This window comes from Streptomyces coelicoflavus (assembly GCF_045041415.1).
In the GTDB taxonomy this organism is placed as follows: Bacteria; Actinomycetota; Actinomycetes; order Streptomycetales; family Streptomycetaceae; genus Streptomyces; species Streptomyces coelicoflavus.
Genome location: NZ_CP108218.1, coordinates 6,321,035 through 6,336,904 on the forward strand (window position 1 = coordinate 6,321,035; position 15,870 = coordinate 6,336,904).

Genomic DNA, 15,870 nt, shown 5'->3' on the forward strand with positions numbered 1-15,870 from the left:
GTGCGGGGGACTGACCCGGTGTAACCAAATCGGGTGATCGGTCCCCGTCGCCCAGGGCGGTCCGTACCCCTACTGGCGGGTACGGACCGCCCTGCCGGGTATGGGGCGTCTCGATGTCACCCCCGACGCCGTAGGGAGGTAGGGTCGGAGGTGGTCGGGGACATCCCAAATACAGCTCGCCGGCACATCGGGCCGGCGTACCAACGAGGAGATCGGTTCGTGACGATCCGCGTAGGCATCAACGGCTTTGGCCGCATCGGTCGTAACTACTTCCGCGCGCTGCTGGAGCAGGGTGCGGACATCGAGATCGTGGCTGTCAACGACCTGGGTGACACCGCGACCACCGCCCACCTGCTGAAGTACGACACCATCCTCGGCCGCCTCAAGGCGGAGGTCTCGCACACCGAGGACACCATCACCGTCGACGGCAAGACCATCAAGGTCCTGTCCGAGCGCAACCCGGCCGAGATCCCCTGGGGCGAGCTGGGCGTCGACATCGTGATCGAGTCGACCGGCATCTTCACGAAGAAGGCGGACGCGGAGAAGCACATCGCCGGTGGCGCGAAGAAGGTCCTCATCTCGGCCCCGGCCAAGGACGAGGACATCACCATCGTGATGGGCGTCAACCAGGACAAGTACGACCCGGCCAGCCACCACGTCATCTCCAACGCCTCCTGCACCACCAACTGTGTGGCGCCGATGGCCAAGGTCCTCGACGAGAACTTCGGCATCGTCAAGGGCCTGATGACGACGGTGCACGCGTACACCAACGACCAGCGGATCCTGGACTTCCCGCACAAGGACCTGCGCCGCGCCCGTGCCGCCGCGGAGAACATCATCCCGACCACCACGGGTGCCGCCAAGGCCACCGCGCTGGTCCTGCCGCAGCTCAAGGGCAAGCTCGACGGCATCGCGATGCGCGTCCCGGTCCCGACCGGCTCGGCCACCGACCTGGTCGTGGAGCTCCAGCGCGAGGTCACCAAGGACGAGGTCAACGCCGCGTTCAAGAAGGCCGCCGACGACGGCGACCTCAAGGGCATCCTGTTCTACACCGAGGACGCGATCGTCTCCTCGGACATCACGGGCGACCCGGCCTCCTGCACCTTCGACTCCTCCCTGACCATGGTCCAGGAGGGCAAGTCGGTGAAGATCCTCGGCTGGTACGACAACGAGTGGGGCTACTCGAACCGCCTCGTCGACCTCACGGTCTTCGTCGGCAACCAGCTCTGATCCACTTCAGCAAGGCACCTCATGCGGTAGCAGGGCTCGGGCAGCGCAAGGTCGCGCTGTCCGGGCCCTGCGTCGCGTCCGCCGCCACCAGCCCTCGTAGGATCACGAGCGATCCGAGAATCCAGGAGCCCTCTTGAAGACGATCGACGAACTGCTCTCCGAAGGCGTCGCGGGCAAGCGCGTCTTCGTCCGCGCCGACCTGAACGTCCCGCTGGACGGCACCACCATCACCGACGACGGCCGCATCCGCGCCGTGGTGCCCACCGTCAAGGCGCTGGCCGACGCGGGCGCCCGGGTGATCGTGGCCTCGCACCTGGGCCGCCCCAAGGGTGCCCCGGACCCCGCCTTCTCCCTCGCCCCGGCCGCCGCCCGCCTCGGTGAACTGCTCGGCGCCGACGTCGCCTTCGCCGAGGACACGGTCGGCACCTCCGCCGAGGCCGTCGTCGCCGGCCTCGCCGACGGCGGTGTCGCCGTCATCGAGAACCTGCGCTTCAACGCCGGCGAGACCAGCAAGGACGACGCCGAGCGCGCCGCCTTCGCCGACCGGCTGGCCGGCCTCGCGGACGTCTACGTCGGCGACGGCTTCGGCGCCGTGCACCGCAAGCACGCGTCCGTCTTCGACCTGCCGAAGCGGCTCCCGCACTACGCCGGGTACCTCATCGCCACCGAGGTCGGCGTCCTCAGGAAGCTCACCGACGACGTCAAGCGCCCCTACGTCGTCGCGCTCGGCGGTGCCAAGGTCTCCGACAAGCTCGCCGTCATCGACCAGCTGCTCGGCAAGGCCGACCGGCTCCTCATCGGCGGCGGCATGGCGTACACCTTCCTCAAGGCCAAGGGGTACGAGGTCGGCATCTCGCTGCTCCAGGAGGACCAGATCCCGGCGGTCAAGGAGTACATCGAGCGTGCCGAGAAGAACGGTGTCGAGCTGGTCCTGCCCGTCGACGTCCTGGTCGCGCCCGAGTTCCCGGACCTGAAGACGAAGGCCCCCGCCAACCCCACCACCGTCGCCGCGGACGCCATCCCGGCCGACCAGGAGGGTCTGGACATCGGTCCCGAGACCCGCAAGCTGTACGCATCGAAGCTCGCCGACGCCGGCACCGTCTTCTGGAACGGTCCCATGGGCGTCTTCGAGCACCCCGACTACGCCGAGGGCACCAAAGCGGTCGCCCAGGCCCTCGTCGACACCCCGGGCTTCACCGTGGTCGGCGGCGGCGACTCCGCCGCGGCCGTGCGCACGCTCGGCTTCGACGAGAACGCATTCGGCCACATCTCGACCGGCGGCGGCGCCTCCCTCGAATACCTCGAGGGCAAGACGCTCCCCGGCCTCGCCGCACTGGAGGACTGACCCCGATGACCACCCGCACGCCGCTGATGGCGGGCAACTGGAAGATGAACCTCAACCACCTCGAGGCCATCGCCCACGTCCAGAAGCTCGCCTTCGCCCTCGCGGACAAGGACTACGACGCCGTCGAGGTCGCCGTCCTCGCCCCCTTCACCGACCTGCGCTCCGTGCAGACCCTGGTCGACGGGGACAAGCTCAAGATCAAGTACGGTGCCCAGGACATCTCCGCGCACGACGGCGGCGCCTACACCGGCGAGATCTCGGGCCCCATGCTGGCCAAGCTGAAGTGCACGTACGTGGCCGTCGGCCACTCCGAGCGCCGGCAGTACCACGCCGAGACCGACGAGATCGTGAACGCCAAGGTCAAGGCCGCCTACAAGCACGGCCTGACCCCGATCCTGTGCGTCGGCGAGGAGCTGGACGTCCGTGAGGCGGGCAACCACGTCGAGCACACCCTCGCCCAGGTCGAGGGCGGTCTGAAGGACCTCGCGGCCGAGCAGGCCGAGTCCGTCGTGATCGCCTACGAGCCCGTGTGGGCCATCGGCACCGGCAAGGTCTGCGGCGCCGACGACGCCCAGGAGGTCTGCGCGGCGATCCGCGGCAAGCTCGCCGAGCTGTACTCCCAGGAGCTGGCCGACCAGGTCCGCATCCAGTACGGCGGCTCCGTCAAGTCCGGCAACGTCGCCGAGATCATGGCGAAGCCCGACATCGACGGCGCCCTGGTCGGCGGCGCCTCGCTGGACTCGGACGAGTTCGTCAAGATCGTCCGCTTCCGCGACCAGTAGCCGACGCCCTGGTCGGAAGGCAGATCGACCAGTGAGTATGCGCTAGCGGCGATACGTCGTACCCTTGCGGGGGCATGGTGGCCTGCTGTCATCGTGCCCCCGTCGTTCATCCGAATCCGAGGAAGTTGGTCCAGCCGTGGTTTTGGGGTTCTCGATCGCCCTGATCGTCTTCAGCCTGCTGCTGATGCTGCTGGTGCTGATGCACAAGGGGAAGGGCGGCGGTCTCTCCGACATGTTCGGTGGCGGCATGCAGTCGTCCGTCGGCGGCTCCTCGGTCGCCGAGCGCAACCTCGACCGGATCACCGTGGTGGTCGGTCTGGTCTGGTTCGCGTGCATCATGGTGCTCGGCCTGCTCCTGAAGGCCAACAACTGACCGGTCGCGTCGACCCGTCACACACTTGTGCACGTAAAGCCCCATGTCCGGTACGCGCCTCGGCGCGCCGCCTATCATGGGGCTTGCGTCTGTGCACTGGAGCTTGTAACTCCAAATACTGGACGCGCGTTGGGCCTTACGTAGACTGAGGCGCTCGCAGCGAAGCGAAACGCCGACTCGCTTCGCGGCACCATCACGCAGGGAGTTACGACCGTGGCAAGTGGCAACGCGATCCGGGGAAGCCGGGTCGGGGCGGGGCCGATGGGCGAGGCCGAGCGCGGCGAGTCCGCGCCGCGTCTGCGCATCTCCTTCTGGTGCTCCAACGGACACGAGACACAGCCGAGCTTCGCGAGCGACGCCCAGGTCCCGGAGACCTGGGACTGCCCGCGCTGCGGCTTCCCCGCCGGACAGGACCGGGACAACCCGCCGGACCCGCCCCGCACCGAGCCCTACAAGACCCACCTCGCGTACGTGCGCGAGCGCCGCAGCGACGCGGACGGCGAGGCGATCCTCGCCGAGGCACTCGCCAAACTGCGCGGCGAGATCTAGCTCCGTACACCGTCGGTCTCCGCCTCCGGCGGTTTCCGATTCGGTCGGTCGCCTTCACTCCTGATCACTTAGGTTGGAACAGCTGTACAGCCGGGACACAGCCGGGACAGCTGGGACATCTCAAGGAAGAAGGCTGACGTCCGACATGAACGCAGACGGTCGTACCAGGCTCCACCAGACGCCCGAATGGGCCGCGCTGGCCAAGCACCGCGAGCAGCTCGGCCAGGTGCGGCTGCGTGAGCTGTTCGCCGCCGACCCGGGGCGCGGCACCGGCTGGACGCTCCGCGTGGGCGACCTGTACGTCGACCACTCCAAGCACCTCGTCACCGACGAGACGCTGGCCCTGCTCCAGGAACTGGCCGCCGCGACCGACGTGTTCGGGCTGCGCGACGCGATGTTCCGCGGTGAGCGCATCAACATCACCGAGGACCGGGCCGTGCTGCACACGGCGCTGCGCGCCCCGCGCGACGCGGTGATCGAGGTCGACGGCGAGAACGTCGTCCCCAAGGTGCACGCCGTGCTCGACAAGATGGCCGGCTTCGCCGACCGGGTCCGCTCCGGCGAGTGGACCGGCCACACCGGCAGGCGCATCAGGAACGTCGTCAACATCGGCATCGGCGGCTCGGACCTGGGCCCCGCGATGGCCTACGAGGCGCTGCGCGCCTTCACCGACCGCTCGCTCACGGTCCGCTTCGTCTCCAACGTGGACGGCGCCGACCTGCACGAGGCGGTCCGCGACCTGGACCCGGCCGAGACACTGTTCGTCATCGCCTCCAAGACGTTCACCACCATCGAGACGGTCACCAACGCCACCTCGGCCCGGACCTGGCTGCTGGACGCCCTCGGTGACGACGCCGCGGTCGCCCGGCACTTCGTGGCCCTGTCGACGAACGCCGAGAAGGTCTCCGGCTTCGGCATCGACACGGCGAACATGTTCGAGTTCTGGGACTGGGTCGGCGGCCGGTACTCCTTCGACTCGGCGATCGGGCTGTCCCTGATGATCGCCATCGGCCCCGACCGCTTCCGGGAGATGCTCGACGGCTTCCGCATCGTCGACGAGCACTTCCGCAACGCCGAGGCCCCGGCCAACGCGCCGCTGCTCCTCGGCCTGCTGGGCGTCTGGTACGGCGACTTCCTGGGCGCGCAGTCGCACGCGGTGCTGCCGTACTCGCACTACCTGTCGAAGTTCACCGCCTACCTCCAGCAGTTGGACATGGAGTCCAACGGCAAGTCCGTCGACCGCGACGGGAACCCCGTGGAGTGGCAGACGGGGCCGGTGGTGTGGGGCACGCCGGGCACCAACGGGCAGCACGCGTACTACCAGTTGATCCATCAGGGCACCAAGCTGATCCCCGCCGACTTCATCGGCTTCGCCCGGCCGGTGGGCGAGCTGAGCGACGAGCTCAAGGCCCAGCACGACCTGCTGATGGCCAACTTCTTCGCCCAGACCCAGGCCCTCGCCTTCGGCAAGACCCCGGACGAGGTCCGCGCGGAGGGCGTGCCCGAGGAGCTGGTCCCGCACAAGACCTTCCGCGGCGACCACCCCACCACGACGATCCTGGCCGCCGAGCTGACCCCGTCGGTGCTCGGGCAGCTCGTCGCCCTCTACGAGCACAAGGTGTTCGTGCAGGGCGCGATCTGGAACATCGACTCCTTCGACCAGTGGGGCGTCGAGCTCGGCAAGGTGCTCGCCAAGCGGATCGAGCCCGCGCTGACCGAGGGCGCGGAAGTCCCCGGCCTGGACGCCTCCACCGAGGCGCTGGTCGCCGCCTACCGGGAGCTGCGCGACCGGCAGTGAGCGGAACGGGGCGCGGCGGTCCGGCCGGTACCGGTCAGGCCACCGCGCTCAGCGTGTCCGCGAGGCGGCGCCGGGCCGCCCGGGCCGACGGCACCGCGGCCAGCGCCGCCGCACCGAGCACGGCCCCCGCGCCCACGGCCACCAGGAGAACGGCGGACGGCGCCCGGGCGATCCCCGCGCCGATGCCGCTGGAGGCGCCCTGGGCGTCGATCAGCCAGTGGGCGAGCGGCAGCCCGAGGGCGGCGGCGAGGAGCACGGCCGCCAGGGCCGTGCAGCCCGTGGCCGTGACGGTGATGCCGGTGATCTGACGCGGGGAGAGCCCGATCGCCTTGAGGGCGAGCAGGTCCCGTTCGCTCTCCCGGACGGTGCCGCCGATGGCGGTGAGCAGTTCGATCAGCCCGACGAGCGCGAGGACGGCCACCAGTCCGAGGACGACTCCGCGCAGCGGGGAGAGCCCGTCGGCCGGGTTCGCCACGGCATGCACGTCGAGCCTGCCGTGCCCGGCCTCGGTGAGGCGCCCGGCGACCTCGTCCGGATCGGCGCCCGCGCGCAGACGCAGCTGGTAGAGGGCCGGCTCGAGCCGCGGATCGTTCTCCCGGAGCGTGTCCAGGGAGGTCGAGACGACTCGGCCGGCGTTCTCCGGCTCGATGCTGCGGCCCACGATGTGCAGGATCTGCGGCCGGTCGCCGACGGTCATCCGCACCCAGTCGCCGACCTCCACCTCCAGCAGGTCGAGCAGCCCCTGCCCGGCCACCGCCTCGTCCGGTCCGTGCGCGCGGCGGCCCTCGGCCAGGGCGTACGGGTAGGGGTCCTCGCGGGTGCCGAGCCCGCGCAGCGCGATCGTGGCGGTCTGCCCCGGCACCAGGGCGGCCACCTCGACACCCGGGTAGGCGGCGGCCACCCCGGGGTCGTGCTCCAGCAGGGCCCGGGTGCTCCGGTCACCGGCGTCGGCGTCCACGCGGACGGTCAGCGCGGTCGGCAGGCCGATCTCCTCGGGCCGGCTGTGGAAGCGGTCGATGGTGGTCCACGCGCTCATCGCCACCACGATCAGCAGCAGCGGCAGCGTGAGCCGGGCCACCGTCGCCAACGAGCGCGGGCGGCGGGCGAACGCCTTGTGCCAGCCGAGCACGAGGGCGGGCGGCACGCGTACCTCCAGTTCGCGCACGCCGGGCGAGGCCTCGGCACCCGGCACACCGGCTCCGTCGGAACCCCGTACACCACGCTCTCGTACACCAGGCCCCCGTCCAGCAAGTCCCCCTGCCCGGACTCCCGCCGGCACCCGCAGCACCCGCAGCCCCAGCACCCGCCGAGCCGCCCCGGACAGCCCGCCGCCCTGCGCCCCCGCCGGGCGCGGCAGCGGAACCGGCGGCACCCGGCCCGCCCGCCACGCCGCGAGGCCGGTGGTGGCGCCGATGAACAGCACCGCGCACGCCGGTACGACGAACAGCGCCACCGTGTGCTCGGGCAGCCCCTGCCACACCCCGACCGCGTCCCCGAGCCGCCCCGGCACCCGGCTGCCGAGGGCCTGGGTGAGCCCGGCGGCGGCCACCGCGCCGAGCAGCGCGTAGGCCAGGTGCTGGAGCAGGAAGACCCGCACGACCTGGCCCGGCGTGAAGCCGATCGCCTTCAGCACCGAGATGTCCCGCAGATGACCGCGGATCCGGGTGCCGATCGCCCCGTGCACCGCCAGCCCCGCGGCGAGCAGCGCGCCCAGTCCGAACAGGCCGAGGACCTGGCCGAGCAGCCGGTTGTCGCCCTGCGCCTCCGCGCGGGCCTGCTCCCAGGTGGAGACCTGCCCGATCGCCCCGGCGCCCAGCACGGTCACCGCCCGCTGCACGGCGTAGTCCGTCTCCCCGGGATCGGTCAGCCGCAGGCCGATCACCTGACCGCCCGGGTCGGGCACCGCGGCCGGCGGCGCCCACACCAGGCCCGGCTGCTCGCCCGGCCGGTAGCGGCGTTCGGGGCTGTCGGCGATGCCGAGCACCGTGAGGGTCCGCGGGGTGCCGGGCAGGGTGAGGGTGTCGCCGGGCTGGGCCAGCAGCGCGCGGGCGAGGTGGCTCTCCAGGACCACCCCGTCGGGGTCGCCGGCGTCGAGCCAGTGCCCGGCGGTGAGCAGCGGGCGCCCCACGTCGGGCTCCTCGCCGGTGCCGCGCAGTTCGACGGAGGCCCGGGTGCCGCGTACGGCGACGGTCGCGGAGGCCGTGGGATAGGGGCCGGCGACGGACTGGACGCCGTCCAGCGCGGCCAGCTCGCCGGTGTCGGCGGCACGGTCGGTGTGCAGCCAGACGTGGGCGCCGCGGGCCTGCGTGAAGACCCGCTGCCAGGGGTTGGTCGCATACCCGAACAGGGCCGCGGCCAGCAGCAGCGACGCGACGATCCCGGCGGTCGCCAGGACGAGGAACAGCGCCTCGCCCCGGTGCGTGCGCAGATCGGAGTGGGCCCAGCGCAGGGTCGCTCGCACGGCCTCAGCCCTCCGGTGCGCGGTGCGCGCGGTGGTCGTACGCCCGCATGTCAGTCCTTGAGTTCCAGGACGGCGGACGCCCCGGGACGGCGGCGCGGTGGCGTCGCGGCGTCCAGCTCGGCGTCGTCGGCTATCCGCCCGTCGAAGAAGCTGATCACCCGGTCGGCGGCGCTGGCGAGCCGCGCGTCATGGGTGACCAGCAGGATCGTCTGGCCCCGCTGGTGGAAGCGGGACAGCAGCCGCATCACCTCGCGGGTGCCCTTGCCGTCCAGGCTGCCCGCGGGTTCGTCCGCCAGCAGCAGCGGCGGATGGTTGACCAGCGCCCGGGCGAGCGCGACCCGCTGCTGCTCGCCGCCGGACAGCTCACCCGGCATGCTGCGCTCCTTGCCCGTCAGGCCCAGCTCGGCCAGCAGCTCCGCCCGCTCGGCGCGCGCCCGCTTCGGCGGCAGCCCGGCGAGCAGGGCGGGCAGCTCCACGTTGTCGGCGACGGACAGGTCGGAGACCAGGTTGAAGAACTGGAAGACGATCCCGATCCGCTTCCTGCGCTCGACCGCCCAGCGTTTCTCGCTGTAGCCGTCCGTGCACGCGCCGTCCAGCCAGAGGCTGCCCGCGTCCGGCCGCTGGAGCCCGCCGAGCAGGTGCAGCAGCGTCGACTTCCCGGCACCGGACGGCCCGGTGACCGCCACGAACTCGCCGCGCCGCACGGTCAGGTCCACCCCGCGCACGGCGTGCGCCGGGGCGCCCTCGCCGCGGTGCGTCTTGACCAGGCCCTCGGCGCGCAGCACGGGAGCGGGGCCGGCACTCGTCCCAGCGCTCACTCCAGCTCCTCCAGCTCTTCCTGGCACCGTTCCAGCCAGTCGAGGTCGGCCTGAAGGTGCAGCATCGCGCCCTCGATGAGGAGGTGGGCGACGCGGTTGTCCCGGTCTTCGGCGGCGGCCAGTTTCGACAACTGCCGCATCGTGTTCAGGTACTGGCGCCGCTGCTTGTTGATCAGGGCGATCTGGTCGGCGAGCCCGGTCTGCGGAGCCAGAGCGAGCTTCATGAAGAACTCGTCCCGCACCCGCGGCTCGTCCGTCGTCTCCTCGTACCAGGCCCGCAGCTCGTCGCGCCCGGCGTCGGTGAGGTGGTAGACCTTCTTGTTGGGCCGGCTCGACTGCTCGATGTCCTCGCCCTCGATCAGTCCCGTCTTCTCGAGACGGCCGAGGGTGACGTAGATCTGGCCGACGTTCGGCTGAGGGTACGCGGAGCCCAGCAGTTGCTCAAGGTCCTGCTTCAGCTCGTAGCCGTGGGCCGGACCGCGGGCCAGGAGAGCCAGGAGGTGCAGGCGCACTCAGCCGTCCTCCCGCTTCTGTTCGAGTCCCCGGATGTGCTCCACGCCCTAGTATCGCGCATACCTAACAGGTATACATGGCCTCTGATCCGGGACGAGGACGCCCGGTGCCGGTGCGAGCCGGCGGGACCGGTGTACGAGGGTGTACAGGGAGGAACCTATGCGGTGGATCCACGCCGCCGGTAGGGGCCTCCTCGTCCTCCTCGTCGTCCTGACCGGGTACGCCGCCTCCGGCGCCCGCGCGCAGGTGGGTGCCGCGAGCGGCCGGGGCCCGCTCACCCTGGCCACCGCCGGCGACCTCACCGGCTACCTCGGCCCGCTCCTCGAGGGCTGGAACCGCGCCCACCCCGGCGAACGGGTCACCCTCGTCGAACTGCCCGACTCCGCCGACGAGACCCGCGCGCAGATGGCCACCGACCTGCGCGACGGCGGCCGGCACCGCTTCGACGTCCTCAACATCGACGTCAACTGGACCTCCGAGTTCGCCGCCGCCGACTGGATACGCCCGCTGCCCCGCGACCGCTTCCCGCTCGGCACCTTCCTGCCGCCCGTCGTCGACACGGCGACCTACGACGGCCGGCTCTACGCCGTCCCGTACGTCACCAACGCCGGCCTGCTCCTGTACCGCAAGGACGTCCTCGCCGCCGAGGGCGTCCCGCCGCCGCGCACCTGGGCGGAGCTGGAGCGGTACGCCCAGGCCATCGCCCCGAAGCACGGACTGGACGGCTACGCGGGCCAGTTCCTGCCCTACGAGGGCCTGACCGTGAACGCCGCCGAGTCCGTCTACTCGGCCGGGGGCAGCATCCTCGGCGACGAGGGCGAACGCGTCACCGTGGACTCGGCGGCGGCCCGCGATGGCATCGGCTTCCTGGCGCGCGGGGTGCGCGAGGGCTGGATACCGAAGGCGGCGCTGACCTACAAGGAGGAGGAGTCGAAGCAGGCCTTCCAGGACGGCCGCCTGCTCTTCCTGCGCAACTGGCCCTACGCCTACGTCAGCGCCTCCGCCCCGGACTCCGCGGTCGCCGGGAAGGTCGGCGCCGTACCGCTGCCCGGCCCCGCCGGTCCCGGCACCAGCGTCCTCGGCGGCTCCAACCTGGCCGTCGGCACCCACGCCGAGCACCCCGACTCGGCCGCGCGCCTCATCGCGTACCTCACCAGCGAGCGCGTCCAGCGCCAGGTCCTCACCCGCGGCGCGCTGCCGCCCGTACGGGCCGACCTGTACGAGGACCCCGAGCTGATCGAGGCGTTCCCGTACCTGCCGACCCTGCGCGAGAGCGTGCTCGCCGCCGCCCCGCGGCCCAAGAGCCCGCGCTACGACCAGGTCAGCCTGGCCGTGCAGGCGGTCGTGCACGACGCGATGACCGGGCGGCAGACGCCCGAGGCGGCGGTGCGACGGCTGGCCCGCGAGCTGGCCGCCATCGCACGGCACTGAAACCCCTCCTAGTTACATGTTAGGTAACGCCGACGTCTCATCTCCGCCTTCAGTGCGGTGAAAAGTCCGCATATAAATCCCCAACTGCTCAGTAGCTTCTGTTCTGTTCGTTGACACCTTCGCGACACCGCTACCTAACATGCATGCACAACAGCGACGGCTCTCAACAGACAGGTCCTCGGGGTGAACAGGCACCACTGGTGGCGTGACGCGGTGATCTACCAGGTCTACGTCCGCAGCTTCCTCGACAGCACCGGCGACGGCGTCGGCGATCTCGCCGGCGTCCGGTCCGGACTGCCCTACCTGCGCAAACTGGGCGTCGACGGAATCTGGCTGAGCCCCTTCTACCCCTCGCCCCAGCACGACCACGGCTACGACGTCGCCGACTACCGGGGAGTCGACGCGCTCTTCGGCGACCTCGACGAGTTCGACGCGCTGGCCGCCGCGGCCCGGCGCCTCGGCATCCGGGTCCTGCTCGACATCGTCCCCAACCACTGCTCCAGCGAGCACCCGTGGTTCCGCGAGGCGCTCGCGTCCCCGCCCGGCAGCCCGGCCCGCGCCCGCTTCCACTTCGCCGACGGCCGCGGCCCGGACGGGAACGAGCCGCCCAACAACTGGCACGCCATGTTCGGCGGCCCCGCCTGGACCCGGGTGACCGAGCCCGACGGCCGCCCCGGCCAGTGGTACCTGCACATGTTCACGCCCGAACAGCCGGACTGGAACTGGCGCACCCCCGAGGTCGCCGCCGAGTTCGACCGGATACTCCGCTTCTGGCTGGACCGGGGCGTCGACGGCTTCCGCATCGACGTCGCCGCCGGCCTCTACAAGCACCCCGAACTGCCCGACTCCCCGGACCCGGAGGCCGACGCCCGCACCCGCGACTCGGTCAACCCGCTCGCCTGGAACCAGCCCGAGGTGCACGACGTGTGGCGGCAGTGGCGCGCGGTCTGCGAGGAGTACACCGCCCGCGACGGCCGCGAACGCCTCCTCGTCGGCGAGGTGTCGGTGCCCAGCGCCCGCGAACACGCCCGCTACGTCCGCCCCGACGAACTCCACCAGGCCTTCTTCTTCGACCTCCTCGGCGCCCCCTGGGACCCCGACGCCTTCCGCAAGGTCATCTCCGAGGCCATGCAGGACATCGCCGGCACCGGCTCCACGGTCACCTGGGTCCTCAACAACCACGACCAGGTCCGCACCGTCACCCGCTACGGCGAACCCGCCACCGACGGCAGCGGCCTGGGGACGGCCCGCGCCCGCGCCGCCGCCCTCCTGATGCTGGCCCTTCCCGGAGCCGCGTACATCTACCAGGGCGAGGAACTGGGCCTGCCCGAGGTCGTCGACCTGCCCGACGACGTGCTCACCGACCCGATCTTCCACCGCACCGGCAGCCGCGCCCGCGTCCGCGACGGCTGCCGGGTGCCGCTGCCCTGGTCGGGACAGGCGTCCCCGTTCGGCTTCACCTCGGGCGACGGCGCGGCCAAACCCTGGCTGCCGCAGCCCGAGTACTTCGCCGAGTACGCCACCGACCGCGCCCTCGCCGACACCCGTTCCTTCTGGCACCTCTACCGCGACGGCCTGCAACTCCGCTCCGAACTGCCCCAGCTGGGCGAGGGCACCCTGCGCTGGCTCGACACCCCGCCCGGCGTCCTGGCCTTCGTCCGCGGCGACGGCCTGGTCTGCGCCGTCAACTTCGGCACCGCCCCCACGCCGGCCCCCGTCCCCGGCGCCCCGCTGCTCGCCAGCGACGGCCCCTGCCCGCCCGGCGTCCTGCCCGGCTCCACCGCCGCCTGGTGGATCGCCGACCTCTGACCCCGCCCCCGACCTCTTCTCGCCCCACCCTCGAAGGGACATCAACGATGATGCGACGACGTACCACCCTGCTCACCGGCTGCACCGCCCTCGTCCTCGCCCTCGGCGCGACCGCTTGCGGCGGCTCCGGACCCGTCACCGCGGGCGGCGGCGACAAGGCGCTCGACGGACAGTCCGTCACCGTGGCCGGCGTCTGGTCCGGCACCGAGCAGGAGAACTTCCAGAAGGTGCTGGACGCCTTCACCGAGAAGACCGGCGCCAAGACCTCCTTCGTCTCCACCGGCGACAACGTCTCCACCGTCGTCGGCAGCAAGATCGAGGGCGGCAACGCCCCAGACGTCGTGATGGTCCCGCAGGTCGGCGTGCTCAAGCAGTTCGCCGGCAAGGGCTGGCTGAAGCCGCTGTCCAAGACGGCCCAGAAGTCCGTCGGCACCAACTTCGCGGACGTCTGGCAGACGTACGGGACCGTAGACGGCACCCTCTACGGCCTCTACTTCAAGGCCGCCCACAAGTCGACCGTCTGGTACAGCCCCGACGCCCTCACCCAGGCCGGGGTCGAGCCGCCGACGACGTACGACGAGATGCTGAAGGCCGGGCAGACCGTCTCCGACTCCGGGCTCGCCGCCTTCTCGGTCGCCGGGCAGGACGGCTGGACGCTGACCGACTGGTTCGAGAACGTCTACCTCTCCCAGGCCGGACCCGAGAAGTACGACGCCCTGGCCGCCCACGAACTGAAGTGGACCGACGCCAGCGTGGTCGAGGCGCTCACCACCCTCGGCAAGCTCTTCAAGGACAAGCAGCTCGTCGAGGGCGGCCAGAAGGGCGCCCTGAACACCGACTTCCCGGGCTCGGTGGAGAAGGTGTTCGGCCCGAAGCCCGAGGCCGGCATGGTCTACGAGGGCGACTTCGTCGCCGGGGTCGCCAAGGACCAGTTCGGCAAGGAGATCGGCAAGGACGCGAACTTCTTCCCGTTCCCCGCGGTCGGCGGCGGCGAGGCACCCGTGGTCAGCGGCGGCGACGCGGCCGTCGTCCTCAAGGACGGCAAGAACTCCGAGGCCGGAATGGCGCTCCTGGAGTACCTCGCGACGCCGGAGGCCGCGGCCGTGTGGGCGGAGGCGGGCGGCTTCCTCTCCCCGAACAAGAACCTCGACCCCGCCTCCTACGGCGACGACGTCACCCGGGCCACCGCCGAGTCCCTCGTCGGAGCCGGGGACTCGGTCCGCTTCGACATGTCCGACCAGGCACCCGCGGCCTTCGGCGGCACCAAGGGCACCGGCGAGTGGAAGATCCTCCAGGACTTCCTGCGCGACTCCTCCGACCCGAAGGCGACCGCGGCCGCACTGGAGACCGCGGCGGCCAAGGCCTACAAGGGCTGAGGGCCGACCGGTCATGACCTCCACCCTGGTGAAAGAGGCGAGCCCGCCCGCCGCTCCCGGCCCGGCGCCCCTGCGGCGCCCCCGGCGGCGCCGGGCGGCCGTCGCCCTGCTCTTCGTCCTGCCCGCGCTGCTCCTGCTGGGCGCCCTCGTCGTCTACCCCGTGCTGTTCTCCGTCGGCCGCAGCCTCTTCGACGCCTCCGGCACGCGTTTCGTGGGCGGCGAGAACTACACCGAGATGTTCCGCGACCCGGCCACCCTCAAGGCCGTCCGCAACACCGCGATCTGGGTCGTCGTCGCGCCCACCCTGCTGACCGGCCTCGGCCTGGTCCTCGCCGTCCTGGTGGAGAAGGTCCGCTGGGCCACCGCCTTCAAACTGCTCCTCTTCATGCCGATGGCGGTCTCCTTCCTCGCCGCCGGCATCATCTTCCGGCTCGCCTACGACCACGACCCGGACAAGGGTGTCCTCAACGCCGCCGTGACCGGCGTGCACGACGCCTTCGCCGGCACGGCGAGCTACCCGGGCGCGCGGGCGCGTGAGGGTCAGGAGGGCGGTCTGGTCAAGGGCGCCGACGGCTCGTACCGGACCGGTGCGGGCGTGTCACCCGGCGACACGGTGACCCTCGGCCTGGTCGGCGTGGGGCCCGACGACCTGCCGTCCGGCGCGGAGTCCGCGTACGGGGCGGCGGGACGGGACGCCGCCGCCGACGAGGTGCGCGGCGTCGTCTACCTGGACTTCACGCCCGGCGGGGGAGGGGAGCAGGGCCGGGTCGACCGGCGCGAGAGCGGGCTGCCCGAGATGACGGTCGAGGCCGTGCGCGACGGCCGTACGGTCGCGACCGCGACCACCGCCGCCGACGGCTCCTTCCGCTTCGACGGGCTGGACCGGGGCTCCTACACCCTGAAGCTCCCCGCCTCGAACTTCGCCCCGCCCTACGAGGGCGTCTCCTGGCTCGGACCCGCGCTCGTCACCCCCGCCATCATCGGGGCGTACCTGTGGATCTGGACCGGGTTCGCGATGGTGCTGATCGGCGCCGGGCTGTCCTCGCTGCCGCGCGACGCGCTGGAGGCGGCGCGGATGGACGGCGCCAACGAGTGGCAGATCTTCCGGCGGATCACCGTGCCGCTGCTGGCCCCGGTTCTCACGGTCGTCTTCATCACCCTCGTGATCAACGTGATGAAGGTCTTCGACCTCGTCTACATCATCGCGCCCGGACCCGTGCAGGAGGACGCGACGGTGCTCGCGACGCAGATGTGGCTGGTGTCGTTCGGCGGCGGCAACAACCAGGGCCTCGGCAGCGCGTTGGGTGTCCTGCTCCTGCTGCTCGTCGTCCCGGCCATGGTCTTCAACGTCCGCCGCTTCAAGAGGAGTCAGCGATGAGGAGTCA

The 15,870-nt window shown here is 71.5% G+C and carries 13 protein-coding genes; 10 read left to right on the forward strand and 3 right to left on the reverse strand.

The window, feature by feature from the left end:
* Positions 1 to 219: 219 nt before the first annotated feature.
* The 6 genes from gap (at position 220) to pgi (ending at position 6,077) form a co-directional block, all read left to right on the forward strand.
* On the forward strand, positions 220 to 1,230 hold the full coding sequence (gene gap / locus OHA99_RS28310; RefSeq protein WP_153180395.1) for a type I glyceraldehyde-3-phosphate dehydrogenase: 1,011 nt from the start codon (positions 220 to 222) through the stop codon (positions 1,228 to 1,230).
* Positions 1,231 to 1,363: 133 nt separating this feature from the next.
* The gene (locus OHA99_RS28315; protein ID WP_153180396.1) at positions 1,364 to 2,575 is read left to right on the forward strand and encodes a phosphoglycerate kinase; all 1,212 of its coding nucleotides are present in this window, start codon (positions 1,364 to 1,366) and stop codon (positions 2,573 to 2,575) included.
* Between the two features lie 5 nt (positions 2,576 to 2,580).
* Positions 2,581 to 3,357 (forward strand): triose-phosphate isomerase, encoded by a 777-nt coding sequence (gene tpiA / locus OHA99_RS28320; RefSeq protein ID WP_153180397.1) that lies wholly within the window; start codon positions 2,581 to 2,583, stop codon positions 3,355 to 3,357.
* 136 nt (positions 3,358 to 3,493) lie between these two features.
* Entirely contained in the window at positions 3,494 to 3,730 is a 237-nt protein-coding gene (secG, locus tag OHA99_RS28325) for a preprotein translocase subunit SecG (RefSeq protein WP_153180398.1), read from the forward strand.
* Between the two features lie 213 nt (positions 3,731 to 3,943).
* Positions 3,944 to 4,279: an RNA polymerase-binding protein RbpA gene (locus OHA99_RS28330; RefSeq protein ID WP_003976875.1), complete on the forward strand. Its 336-nt coding sequence runs from the start codon at positions 3,944 to 3,946 to the stop codon at positions 4,277 to 4,279.
* Positions 4,280 to 4,424: 145 nt separating this feature from the next.
* Positions 4,425 to 6,077, forward strand: coding sequence for a glucose-6-phosphate isomerase (gene pgi / locus OHA99_RS28335; RefSeq protein ID WP_405698298.1), 1,653 nt, complete (start codon positions 4,425 to 4,427; stop codon positions 6,075 to 6,077).
* A gap of 34 nt (positions 6,078 to 6,111) precedes the next feature.
* Here the strand turns inward: pgi and OHA99_RS28340 are convergent, their stop codons facing one another.
* The 3 genes from OHA99_RS28340 to OHA99_RS28350 are packed head-to-tail and all read right to left on the reverse strand — an operon-like array spanning position 6,112 to position 9,868.
* Positions 6,112 to 8,538 carry an FtsX-like permease family protein gene (locus OHA99_RS28340; protein WP_405698299.1) on the reverse strand — a complete coding sequence of 809 codons (2,427 nt, stop codon included), beginning with the start codon at positions 8,536 to 8,538 and terminating at the stop codon, positions 6,112 to 6,114.
* 50 nt (positions 8,539 to 8,588) lie between these two features.
* Entirely contained in the window at positions 8,589 to 9,356 is a 768-nt protein-coding gene (locus tag OHA99_RS28345) for an ABC transporter ATP-binding protein (protein ID WP_405698300.1), read from the reverse strand.
* A complete protein-coding gene (locus OHA99_RS28350; protein ID WP_007448335.1) occupies positions 9,353 to 9,868 on the reverse strand; it encodes a PadR family transcriptional regulator in 516 nt (171 codons plus the stop codon). Before OHA99_RS28350 ends, OHA99_RS28345 begins: the two co-directional genes overlap by 4 nt.
* A gap of 160 nt (positions 9,869 to 10,028) precedes the next feature.
* Between OHA99_RS28350 and OHA99_RS28355 the strand changes: the two genes are divergently transcribed.
* The 4 genes from OHA99_RS28355 to OHA99_RS28370 all read left to right on the forward strand — a co-directional run bounded on the left by OHA99_RS28355 (position 10,029) and on the right by OHA99_RS28370 (position 15,863).
* Complete coding sequence (locus OHA99_RS28355) at positions 10,029 to 11,300, forward strand: ABC transporter substrate-binding protein (protein ID WP_405698301.1); 1,272 nt, start codon at positions 10,029 to 10,031, stop codon at positions 11,298 to 11,300.
* A gap of 183 nt (positions 11,301 to 11,483) precedes the next feature.
* Positions 11,484 to 13,109: a glycoside hydrolase family 13 protein gene (locus OHA99_RS28360; protein WP_405698302.1), complete on the forward strand. Its 1,626-nt coding sequence runs from the start codon at positions 11,484 to 11,486 to the stop codon at positions 13,107 to 13,109.
* Between the two features lie 47 nt (positions 13,110 to 13,156).
* Entirely contained in the window at positions 13,157 to 14,485 is a 1,329-nt protein-coding gene (locus tag OHA99_RS28365; protein ID WP_405698303.1) for an ABC transporter substrate-binding protein, read from the forward strand.
* Positions 14,486 to 14,498: 13 nt separating this feature from the next.
* Positions 14,499 to 15,863, forward strand: coding sequence for a carbohydrate ABC transporter permease (locus OHA99_RS28370; RefSeq protein ID WP_153180406.1), 1,365 nt, complete (start codon positions 14,499 to 14,501; stop codon positions 15,861 to 15,863).
* Positions 15,864 to 15,870 lie beyond the last annotated feature (7 nt).

What these genes read in the sequence shown, in the direction of transcription:
- tpiA (WP_153180397.1), top strand. Translation starts at nt 2,581, where the DNA reads ATGACCACCCGCACGCCGCTGATGGCGGGCAACTGGAAGATGAACCTC.
- pgi (WP_405698298.1), top strand. Translation starts at nt 4,425, where the DNA reads ATGAACGCAGACGGTCGTACCAGGCTCCACCAGACGCCCGAATGGGCC.
- OHA99_RS28355 (WP_405698301.1), top strand. Translation starts at nt 10,029, where the DNA reads ATGCGGTGGATCCACGCCGCCGGTAGGGGCCTCCTCGTCCTCCTCGTC.
- OHA99_RS28365 (WP_405698303.1), top strand. Translation starts at nt 13,157, where the DNA reads ATGATGCGACGACGTACCACCCTGCTCACCGGCTGCACCGCCCTCGTC.
- OHA99_RS28370 (WP_153180406.1), top strand. Translation starts at nt 14,499, where the DNA reads ATGACCTCCACCCTGGTGAAAGAGGCGAGCCCGCCCGCCGCTCCCGGC.